The organism is Methylobacterium sp. E-005 (assembly GCF_022829725.1).
Lineage (GTDB): Bacteria > Pseudomonadota > Alphaproteobacteria > Rhizobiales > Beijerinckiaceae > Methylobacterium.
In genome coordinates, this window is sequence record NZ_JAKSYG010000098.1 from 1 (window position 1) to 9284 (window position 9284).

Consider the following 9284-nt stretch of genomic DNA (forward strand, 5'->3'; position numbering starts at 1 on the left):
GAAGCGGTCGGCCACCAGCGGGCCCGAGAACAGGCCGCCGGAGCCGGCTTCCCAGATCGAGACCGAGACCATGTCGCCGATGCCGATGACCGGCTCGGCGGAGGGGCGGTGGTCGCCGAAGGAGGCGAGCAGGCTGTCGAGGGGGCGGCCGCGCAGGGCCTCGACGACCGCGGGGTTGACGTCGATGATCTCGTAGCGGGCGAGCAGGCCGCCATCAGCGGTGGCCACCTCCGACCCCGCCTGGATCGCGCTCGCCGTCGGACCCGCCGCAGGCAGGTACGTGCAGCCCGACATCGCCAAGGCGGCAAGCAGGGCGAGGGGAAGAGTTCGCATCCAGATGTTGTCCATCGGTATTGCCGAGCCTGTGCCTAGCCCATGGTGGCCTAGGTGTCCGTAGCGGGTGAGCCACACTCCGCCCGGGACGGCTGAGGTTGCGGTTTCATCCTCGCTAAGCACAGCTTTTTCGGGGCAGGTGAACGGACCAGGGGGAATTTCGCGTGGAACGTGTCGCGCCAGGGTCGAAACGGACCGGATCCCGCGTGCCGCGTCGTCGGGTCCATCGGAGTCCGGACGGGTCCCGGGGGTGTCCCCCTTTGGAGAGGAAGCGGATCGCTGCCGGTTGTGTGGACGCCGTCACCCAGAGCCGGCCCGGTTGGCGGGCTCTTCAATCAAGACCTATGACAGGGAGCGACGATCGGGGCCGCTCAGTTGCCCTGCCCGACCGCGGTGCTGATCTGGTTGTAAACACCGCCCATCCGGTTGACGTAGACACGGATGCTTCCGGCTGCGACCAGAAAGATCAGGGAGCCGATCAACGCGTATTCGATGGCCGTGGAGCCGCGTGCGTCGCGGGCGAACCGCGCCACGCCGACAGCCGGGTTATCCGCGCCGCCAGCGGGGATCCCGGCGTGTGAGGCGTTCTTCCTCGCGCTGCCGCAGTTCGGCTCATGCATGGTCGAAACCGCCCTTCCACCGCGCTCCGCCGCCCCGGTTGGCAGCGCGGCCCGTCATGGGTTCTAACCACCCGGCAATTGCTGCAGTCTTAATGCAGTCTTCGAAACAGATTAGTCTTCGGTGATTGAACGAGATTTTCTTGAAGCGGAGCACCCGCCTCGAAAGCGGACGCACCCGCCCTTACGGGTGCGTCCGGGCCGCTCAGGCATGCCCGGCCTTGTGCCGCAGATCATCGATCCGCTTCGAGGCCTCGGCCTTGTCGAGGTCGGGGTCGAACGCCTCGGGCTCCTTCGCCTCTTCCGTAAGAGTCTTGAGGTAGGAAGCCTGGGCCCCGGTCATCGGCTCGCCGCCGGTGGTCCACTGGTCGGGATCCTTGATCTGGTTGGAGACATCCTTCGGATCGGTCTTCGGGTTCGCTTCGGACGCCTGGGACTTCGCATCCGCCTTCGATGCAGACTTCGCGGTCGACTGAGTCATGGCGAATTTGTTCCTGTAATGTTCCGACTTCCCGATGAGAACGTGCGGCCCGGCGAGCGGTTCCGGCGATGCAGCCTGCCGGACGGGTTGTCCCCGCCCTTTCCTTCGCGACCCCGGATCCTATTGATGACCCCCGGTGTCCGGGGGACGCCGCGGCGCCACGGGGTCTGACGATGTCCGAGGGGATGACGGCGCACAGGACCGCGACCGCCGATGCACAGGTGCTCCTCGTGATGGGCGTCTCGGGCTCGGGGAAGAGCACCGTCGCGGCGCTGATCGCCGAGCGGCTCGGCTGGGCGTTCATCGACGGCGACAGCTTCCACGGGCCGGAGAACGTGGCGAAGATGCATGCGGGACACGCCCTCGACGACGCGGACCGCGCCCCCTGGCTGGCGCGGATCGCGACCTGGATTCAGGCCAGGCTGGAGGCCGGGGAGTCGGCGGTGGTGGTGTGCTCGGCCCTGCGCCGGGCCTACCGGGACGTCCTGACCCGCGGGAGCCGCCGGGTGCGCATCGTCTACCTTGAAGGGGACAGGACGCTCATCGCCGGGCGCCTCGCGGAGCGGCACGGGCATTTCATGTCGCCCCTGCTCCTCGACAGCCAGTTCGCCACGCTGGAAGCCCCGGGCCCCGACGAGCACCCGATCACCGTCGGGATCGCCGATCCACCCGCGGTCATCGCGGAGCGCGTCGTGGCCTGCCTCGACGGGAAAAGCGGAGGTAGCCGATGACAGCCCGATCCGGCCAAGGCGCCAACACGGCCGCCAACAAAGCCGCCGACATCGCCCTCGTGATCTCGGACGTCGACGGGACCCTGGTGAACTCCGACAAGCGCCTCACCGCCGCCACGGTCGCGGCCGTGGGCCGACTGCGGGCCGCCGGGATCGGCTTCAGCATCGCCTCGGCCCGGCCGCCGATCGGGCTGCGCGGGCTCGTGGCCGAACTGGGCCTCGATCTGCCCATGGGGGCGTTCAACGGAGCCAGCGTGGTCCGGCCCGACCTGTCGACCATCGAGGAGCGGACCATCCCCGAGCCGGCGGCCCGGGAGGCCCTCGATCGGCTGTGCGCCGAGGGCCTCGACGTCTGGGTGTTCGCCCGCGGGGCGTGGTGGCTGCGCGATCCGCACGGCGATTACACCGACCTCGAGCGCCGCACGATCGATGCCGAGCCCCGGGTGGTGGCCGATCTCGGCACGCTTATGGGAGAGGCCGCCAAGATCGTCGGGGTGAGCCGGGACCACGCCCATCTGGCCGCCTGCGAGGCGCGAATCGGAGCGGCGCTGGCCGACCGGGCCACCATCCACCGCTCGCAGCCCTACTATCTCGACGTGACCCCACCCCATCTCGACAAGGGTGGGTTCGTCGCCTGGATGAGCGCGCATCTCGGGATCCCGCCGGAGCGGATCGCGACCTTCGGGGATGCCGGCAACGACCGCCCGATGTTCGCCCGCAGCGGCTTCGCGGTGGCGATGGGCAATGCCGAGGATTCCGTGAAGGCCGCCGCCAGCGCCGTCACCGACAGCAACGACGCGGACGGCTTCGCCCACGGCGTCGAGCGCTTCATCCTGCCTTGAAGGACCGCCCGGTCGACGTTTCTCCGCTCCTCGGCCGATCGCCTCGGTGCCGCATCCCGGGGAATGTATCCGGCCTGTGTCCGACGGGGCACAGGGAGCGGCCACACCCCGCCCGCCCACAGCTTGCCGAAGCGGGGCCGTTTTCCGGCCTCATTTGCCCGCGACCTAGCTTGACCACGGAACACAGCACCGGGTCTCGGCATGCATCGTCTTCTCCTGGCCGCCGCCCTCGCGGTCGTGCCTGCCGCCGCCTTCGGGCAGGCGGCGCACGACAATATCGACGCGTTGATCGAGCAGCAGGCCAAGGCGAACGGCGTTCCGGCGAGCTTCGTGCACGCCGTGGTCAAGCGCGAGAGCAACTACAATCCCCGCGCCAAGGGCGGCAGCGCGCTGGGCCTGATGCAGATCAAGCACGCGACGGCCCGCAGCCTCGGCTATACCGGAGACGCAGCCGGCCTTCTCGATCCGGCGACCAACCTCCGCTACGGCGTGGCCTATCTCGCGGGGGCCTATCGCACCGCCCAGGGCAATCTCAGCCAAGCCTATCACTATTACAATCGCGGCTACTATTACGCCGCCAAGCGCCAGGGCGTCTCCACCGAAGTCGCCTCGGTGGTGGCCCCGGTCGCCGCCTCGGCGAGCGCCCTGGCGAGCCTGTTCGGCGGTGGCGCCGCGGACGCCAGGGCCGCCGCTGCGCCCCAGGCCCTGGCCTATGCCCCCACCGCCGCCCTGGTCGCGGCACCGACCGAGACGGTCGAGGTCCCCCTCCCCCCACGCCGTCCGGCCGCCCTCACGGGCACGATCCAGTTCGCCAGCCTGACCGTCGAGCCAACCGCCACGGCCCCGGCGGCGCAGACGGCACAGGTCGAAGCCGTCGAGGTGCCGCTGCCGCCGCGCCGGCCCGCCGGGTTCGGTGCAGCCCCCGCCGAACTCGCGGAACTGCGTCTCTCGCCAAAAACCGAACCGCTGATTGAACCGACCGCCGCACCGGCTGCGATGACCCCCGCGGCCGTATCGGCACCGATCACCGAGGCGGTCGAGGTGCCGCTGCCGCCGCGCCGTCCGACCGTCCAGATGCTGGCCGCGGCAGGGCCGCGACGCGCGCCGATCGGCGCGACCGTCCAAGAGGCCGTGGCCCTCCCGATCGAATAGGATGTCCGGCCTGGATGACCCCGGAACGGGCATCGGACCGGGCGACTGCCCACACAAGGATCATGCTCAAGCCTTGACCATCGCGGCGTTCCGCAACACATAGGCGCCACGCCAGCAGCATGGTTGGGCCGATGCGGCACAGACCGTCGGCCGGTCGCAGCGGCCGGACACGGGCGGCGCAACACAGATCTCTGGGCAGGATACGCGGGTCTTCGCGCGCGGGAATGGACAGCCCTTGTCCGAACCGTCGGGCGCGACCGATCTCGAAGCGGCGGGCATGCAGGGTGGGGACTCTGCTTTCGAGCTGGCAGGAAAGCGGATTGCGCCATGACCGGCGTGGTGGAACAGGAATCACTCTTTCTCACGGACCTCGGGCGCCGCGTCAGACACGCGCGCACCGTGCGCGGCTTGTCGCGCAAGGTCCTGTCGCAGACCTCGGGCCTCTCCGAGCGCTACATCGCGCAACTGGAGGGCGGCCAGGGCAATGTGTCGATCATCCTGCTGCGGCGGGTCGCCAACGCCATGGGCGTGCGGCTCGACGATCTGATCACCGGTAACGACGCCCAGCCCGATTGGCCGCTGATCCGCGATCTTCTGAGCCACGCCAGTCCGGCGCAGGTCGCCGCCGCCAAGCAGGCGCTGTCCGGCGGCACCCGGCCCGAGGCGGGCGACCGTCCGCGCGTCGCGCTGATCGGCCTGCGCGGCGCCGGCAAGTCGACGCTCGGCAAGCTCGCGGCCGAGCGGCTGGGCTGGAACTTCGTGGAACTCAACGCCGAGATCGAGCGGGAGAACGCCCTCTCGGTGCAGGAGATCTTCGCGATCTACGGCCAGGAGGGCTACCGGCGGCTTGAGCAGCAGGCGCTGCGCCGGCTGACCGAGCATCCCGGACCGCTGATCCTGGCGACCAGCGGCGGCATCGTGGCCGAGCCCCTGACCTACGATCTGCTGCTTCAGGCATTCTACACGATCTGGCTGCGCGCCCGGCCCGAGGAGCACATGAGCCGCGTGCGCGAGCAGGGCCACCTCGCCACCACGGGCGACCACGCCTCGGCGATGCAGGAGTTGCGTGCCGTGCTGGCGAGCCGTGAGCCGCTCTACGCCCGCGCGCCAGCCACCGTCGACACCTCCAACATCCCGGTCCAGACGATGCTCGATCGGCTGACGTCGGCCATCGAGGCACGGTTCGGACAGGCGGTCTCTCCGGTCGCGTGAGGCAGGCTGCCACGCCTTGGTGACAGCCATGCCGCCGACGCAGCCTCCGGACGGGTCCGGCCCTTGATCGCCGCGCTGCGGCGCACCACGCTAGGTCACGTCATCGAAGGTCGTGGTTCCAAAAGGTCGAGACCTTTTGCGGGTGCAGGGCGGAGTCCTGCTGTCGGGCGAAGCTCGAGCGTCGGGCAACCCTGCTGTCGGGCAAGCTCGATGTCGGGGTCCTGCCCCGACACCCCGCCAAAGGGTTGGTCCCCTCGGAATCCCGTGACCGGAGATCGGACGGTGATCCGCCGCCCAGGAACCCGTTTTCACGTGGAGGCTCGGACATGAGCGCCAGTCCTGCCCGCAATCCTGAGCCCCGCGACCTCGCGGTCCTCGATCCGGTCTGGTCGCGGCTGCGCGCCGAGGCCGAGGATCTGCTGCACACCGAGCCGCAGCTCGCCTCCTTCATCGTGGCGACCGTCCTGAACCACACCACCCTCGAAGGGGCGGTTTCGCATCGGGTCGCCGCCCGTCTCGGGCATCCGTCGCTGCCAGCCGAGTTGATCGCCCACGCCTTCCATGAGGCGATCGGCGCGGATCCCGCCATCGGGCAGGCGTTCCGCGCCGATATCGGCGCGGTGATCGACCGCGATCCGGCGACGCTCCGGGCCCTCGAACCGGTCCTCTATTTCAAGGGCTTCCACGCACTGCAGGCCTACCGCCTCGCCCATCACGTCTGGAACCGCGGCCGGCGCGACCTCGCCCTCTACCTCCAGAGCCGCATCTCGGAGGTGTTCCAATGCGACATCCACCCGGCCGCGCGGATCGGGCGGGGCGTGTTCCTCGATCACGCCACCGGGCTGGTCGTCGGCTCGACCGCGGTGATCGAGGATGATGTCTCGATCCTGCATGCCGTGACGCTGGGCGGCACCGGCAAGCAGCGGGGCGACCGGCATCCCAAGATCCGCCGCGGGGTGATGATCGGCGCCGGCGCCAAGATCCTGGGCAACATCGAGGTCGGGGCCTGCGCCCGGGTCGCGGCAGGTTCGGTGGTGCTCCGGCCGGTGCCGCCCAACACCACGGTCGTGGGCGTGCCCGCCCGCGTCGTCGGCACCGCGGGCTGCGACGATCCGGCCCGTGCCATGGATCAGCTGGTCGCGCTCGACCAATTCATCCACCTGGGCGACGGGATCTGACCACCGTCTGCGCGCTTGCCGCTCCGCCGCGGGCGTGGCAAGCCCCAGCCCCATCCGCCGACCCGCGGCGCCAGCGCCGCAAGGGAGACCCAACAGCGTGACCAAAGCCGAGACCGCGAAGCTCCAGGACTACCTGCGCCGCAAGTTCGCCAACAACAACATCCGCCTGACGGCGATGAAGACCGGCGATTCCGCTGAGGTGTTCATCGGCGAGGAATCGATCGGCGTGATCGCCGACGACAAGGAGGACGGCGATGATTCCTTCGTCTTCCGGATGGCGATCCTGGACATCGACCTTGAGGAAGAGGCCTGAACCACAGGGCGAACCGGTTCCGCCGGCATCGACCTGTGCATGGGTTAACGCTAACCGGCGGTCTTGCTTAACACGCGGTAAATGGCGTGGCTAAAGTGCGCTCAACCTGTACAGGAGCGCGAATAATGGTCGTCACGCCTGCCGCCCTCGATTCGATCCGGACGCTGTGCATCGGCCTCGCCCTGTCGGGGCTGATCGCCAGCGCCTTCGAGCTGTTCGCCGCGCGGCGCGCGAGCTTCAGCCTGCTCCAGCGCGGCGGCCTGCCGGCGGTCGCCGCCCTGCCGATGCTGGCCTTCTCGGCGCCGTTCATCATCCTGCGCAACACGGTGCGCGGCCGGCGGATCGAGGGCCGGCCAATGCCGTTCGTGATGCTCGCCACCGTGATCGCCTGCGGCTGGAGCCTGCTGTCGGGCCGGGTCGCGATCGACCTCGCGGCGATGCTGGTCGGCGTCTGAGGCGTCAGGGTTCGGCGGTCGCCACCTGGGCTGCCCCGTCTTTCCCCTCCAGGGAGACCCAGCTCGGCCCGTCCTGACCGGCGCGCTTGATGAAATTGTAGCCGGTGCGCCGCCACGGGCGGATCGCGTCGGTCTTGTTGTCGAGGATGAAATCGCCCTGATCGGTGCGCACGGTCAGCACCGCGTGGCCCTCGTTGATCTCGTCGATCACCACGGTCATCAGCAGGGCGCGCCGGGGCAGGCCACGTTCCACCAGCATCCGCCGCTTCAGGAGTTGGTAATCCTCGCAATCGCCCGAACCGTCATCGGGAAAATCCCAACGGTCGACGACGCCCCAATGCGCCTGGTCGGTGATCGGCCGGATGCGCGCGTTGACCCGGCGATTGACGCTGAGGAGCGTCCGCCAGACTGCCACGGTCAGCGGGATCACCTGAGGCTCGGCGGGATCGACGGTGCATTCCTCCGGCATCCGCCCGCAGAACTCGGTCCAGCCCGCGATGGCGCGAACGGCTCCGGTCGGCTCTTCCATGGAGGCCTTCCCGGGCAGGGCCAGGCGCGTATGGGCGTGGGTGGTCGCTCCGCTCATGGTCAGGATCGTTCCGATCAGGGCGAAGCTCGCGGCCTGTCGCGCCCGGCGCGTGGCATGCGACCAGCCCCGCCAGCGGAGGGAACAGAACGCCTCAGACGTGAATCCGACATCCGCGTGCCGCATGGTTCATGCCCCGCCGCCCGATGATGACGGAAGGGTGACACGGCCTTCGGCGACGCACAATGGGTTTTGAGGGCGAACACAACGGCCGTGCGGCGGATTGGTTCCGCGAAATACCGATTTCTCTCCGCAAAACTCCGCCCATCCGCATGCGCTGCGCGAATACCGGTTCTGCGGGGCGCTCGAAGTGCTTGATTCGCGACAGCTTTGCCGGCTTGTCAAAGGACGCCCGCGCGATGGATTCGCCGCTGGTTTTCGACGTGCAAAACGCCGGCCAGTCCATGCGGACTTGGGTCGCAGCCAGGATAAGGACATCGTGATGCAGCCCGCCATCCAGCAGGTGATCAGAGCGCTCGCCGAGGATGGCCGGGCCGGCGCAATCCAGATCGCCGAGCACGCCGTCAGCGCCTATCTCGCCGATGCGCCGAGCGAAGGCGACCGGGCCCTGTCACGGGACATCCTGGTCCGCGATCTCGCGAGCCTGCGGGGCATCGCGCCCCATCTCGCCGGCTTCATCGGCCGGGTCGAGACCTATGTGGCGAACCTCGCGCAGCCGTCCCTGAGCCGCGCCGCCTGAGGCGGTATCGGCTTCCTGCTGCGTCGCCCTCGGAGACGCGGCGGGACCAGCTCTTCAACCCGCTCCCCTCATCCTGTGGTGCCGGAGCGTCGCCGAGGCCTCGAAGGGGCCTTCCAGCCGGCACAGCGATCCCTGAAGCCCGCCTTCGAGGCCCGCTGAGTCGGGCACCGCAGGATGATGGGGGTGGGACGGGATCGCACGCGCGACTCGCAGCGGACGCTGCTGAGCCGTTGCAGTTCCGGACATACCCGCGCCGCGCCATCCTTCGCTCGGCGGAAAGGCCTACCGGTTCGCGGTTGTGACGGGGGACGTGACGCCGCCGAGGGAGACCCAGGCGACCGCGTCCTGGCTCTCGCGCTTGATGAACACGTAGCCGGTCTTGTGCCAGGGCAGGATCGCGTTGGTCTTGTTGTCCAGCACCAGATCGCCCCGGTCGGTGATCAGGCTGAGCACCGCGTGGCCCTCGCCCTTCTCGTCGATCACCACGGTCATGCGCATGGCGCGACGCGGCAGGCCGGCCTCGGCGAGCAGGTGGCGCTTGAGCAGCTGGAAATCCTCGCAATCGCCGATGCCGTCCTCGGCCAGATCCCAGCGGTCGGCCACGTGCAGGTGGTCCTGATCGGTCATCGGCTCGACCGCCTTGTTGACCCGGCGGTTGACCGACACGATCGTCGCCCAGGTGGC

At 69.2% G+C, this 9284-nt stretch carries 12 protein-coding genes and 1 pseudogene; 8 read left to right on the forward strand and 5 right to left on the reverse strand.

What is annotated here, in order from left to right:
* From MKK88_RS11745 to MKK88_RS11755, 3 genes and pseudogenes are all read right to left on the reverse strand, one after another.
* A pseudogene (locus MKK88_RS11745) lies at positions 1-333 on the reverse strand (sugar transporter); the annotation flags it as partial.
* 371 nt (positions 334-704) lie between these two features.
* On the reverse strand, positions 705-953 hold the full coding sequence (locus MKK88_RS11750; RefSeq protein ID WP_243999843.1) for a Flp family type IVb pilin: 249 nt from the start codon (positions 951-953) through the stop codon (positions 705-707).
* Positions 954-1155: 202 nt separating this feature from the next.
* Positions 1156-1431: a DUF3072 domain-containing protein gene (locus MKK88_RS11755; RefSeq protein WP_243999845.1), complete on the reverse strand. Its 276-nt coding sequence runs from the start codon at positions 1429-1431 to the stop codon at positions 1156-1158.
* Between the two features lie 185 nt (positions 1432-1616).
* Here MKK88_RS11755 and MKK88_RS11760 point away from each other — a divergent pair, with 185 nt between their 5' ends.
* The 7 genes from MKK88_RS11760 (at position 1617) to MKK88_RS11790 (ending at position 7314) form a co-directional block, all read left to right on the forward strand.
* Complete coding sequence (locus MKK88_RS11760; RefSeq protein WP_243999847.1) at positions 1617-2162, forward strand: gluconokinase; 546 nt, start codon at positions 1617-1619, stop codon at positions 2160-2162.
* On the forward strand, positions 2159-3004 hold the full coding sequence (locus MKK88_RS11765) for a Cof-type HAD-IIB family hydrolase (protein ID WP_243999848.1): 846 nt from the start codon (positions 2159-2161) through the stop codon (positions 3002-3004). Before MKK88_RS11760 ends, MKK88_RS11765 begins: the two co-directional genes overlap by 4 nt.
* A gap of 201 nt (positions 3005-3205) precedes the next feature.
* Positions 3206-4156: a lytic transglycosylase domain-containing protein gene (locus MKK88_RS11770; protein ID WP_243999850.1), complete on the forward strand. Its 951-nt coding sequence runs from the start codon at positions 3206-3208 to the stop codon at positions 4154-4156.
* A 327-nt stretch (positions 4157-4483) separates the two neighbouring features.
* The gene (locus MKK88_RS11775; protein ID WP_243999852.1) at positions 4484-5368 is read left to right on the forward strand and encodes a helix-turn-helix transcriptional regulator; all 885 of its coding nucleotides are present in this window, start codon (positions 4484-4486) and stop codon (positions 5366-5368) included.
* A gap of 326 nt (positions 5369-5694) precedes the next feature.
* Complete coding sequence (gene cysE, locus MKK88_RS11780) at positions 5695-6546, forward strand: serine O-acetyltransferase (RefSeq protein WP_243999854.1); 852 nt, start codon at positions 5695-5697, stop codon at positions 6544-6546.
* A gap of 97 nt (positions 6547-6643) precedes the next feature.
* Entirely contained in the window at positions 6644-6859 is a 216-nt protein-coding gene (locus MKK88_RS11785) for a DUF3126 family protein (protein ID WP_007565940.1), read from the forward strand.
* Positions 6860-6984: 125 nt separating this feature from the next.
* Complete coding sequence (locus MKK88_RS11790) at positions 6985-7314, forward strand: DUF6949 family protein (RefSeq protein WP_243999856.1); 330 nt, start codon at positions 6985-6987, stop codon at positions 7312-7314.
* A 4-nt stretch (positions 7315-7318) separates the two neighbouring features.
* Here MKK88_RS11790 and MKK88_RS11795 read toward each other — a convergent pair whose 3' ends face one another.
* Positions 7319-8026 carry a transglutaminase-like cysteine peptidase gene (locus tag MKK88_RS11795; protein WP_243999858.1) on the reverse strand — a complete coding sequence of 236 codons (708 nt, stop codon included), beginning with the start codon at positions 8024-8026 and terminating at the stop codon, positions 7319-7321.
* Between the two features lie 316 nt (positions 8027-8342).
* Here MKK88_RS11795 and MKK88_RS11800 point away from each other — a divergent pair, with 316 nt between their 5' ends.
* Positions 8343-8600 carry a hypothetical protein gene (locus MKK88_RS11800; RefSeq protein ID WP_243999862.1) on the forward strand — a complete coding sequence of 86 codons (258 nt, stop codon included), beginning with the start codon at positions 8343-8345 and terminating at the stop codon, positions 8598-8600.
* Positions 8601-8882: 282 nt separating this feature from the next.
* Here MKK88_RS11800 and MKK88_RS11805 read toward each other — a convergent pair.
* A partial coding sequence (locus tag MKK88_RS11805; RefSeq protein WP_243999860.1) for a transglutaminase-like cysteine peptidase occupies positions 8883-9284 on the reverse strand: 402 nt, incomplete at its 5' end.

What these genes read in the sequence shown, in the direction of transcription:
- MKK88_RS11775 (WP_243999852.1), top strand. Translation starts at nt 4,484, where the DNA reads ATGACCGGCGTGGTGGAACAGGAATCACTCTTTCTCACGGACCTCGGG.
- MKK88_RS11750 (WP_243999843.1), bottom strand. Translation starts at nt 953, where the DNA reads ATGCATGAGCCGAACTGCGGCAGCGCGAGGAAGAACGCCTCACACGCC.
- MKK88_RS11765 (WP_243999848.1), top strand. Translation starts at nt 2,159, where the DNA reads ATGACAGCCCGATCCGGCCAAGGCGCCAACACGGCCGCCAACAAAGCC.
- MKK88_RS11795 (WP_243999858.1), bottom strand. Translation starts at nt 8,026, where the DNA reads ATGCGGCACGCGGATGTCGGATTCACGTCTGAGGCGTTCTGTTCCCTC.
- MKK88_RS11760 (WP_243999847.1), top strand. Translation starts at nt 1,617, where the DNA reads ATGACGGCGCACAGGACCGCGACCGCCGATGCACAGGTGCTCCTCGTG.
- MKK88_RS11800 (WP_243999862.1), top strand. Translation starts at nt 8,343, where the DNA reads ATGCAGCCCGCCATCCAGCAGGTGATCAGAGCGCTCGCCGAGGATGGC.
- MKK88_RS11790 (WP_243999856.1), top strand. Translation starts at nt 6,985, where the DNA reads ATGGTCGTCACGCCTGCCGCCCTCGATTCGATCCGGACGCTGTGCATC.
- MKK88_RS11770 (WP_243999850.1), top strand. Translation starts at nt 3,206, where the DNA reads ATGCATCGTCTTCTCCTGGCCGCCGCCCTCGCGGTCGTGCCTGCCGCC.
- cysE (WP_243999854.1), top strand. Translation starts at nt 5,695, where the DNA reads ATGAGCGCCAGTCCTGCCCGCAATCCTGAGCCCCGCGACCTCGCGGTC.
- MKK88_RS11755 (WP_243999845.1), bottom strand. Translation starts at nt 1,431, where the DNA reads ATGACTCAGTCGACCGCGAAGTCTGCATCGAAGGCGGATGCGAAGTCC.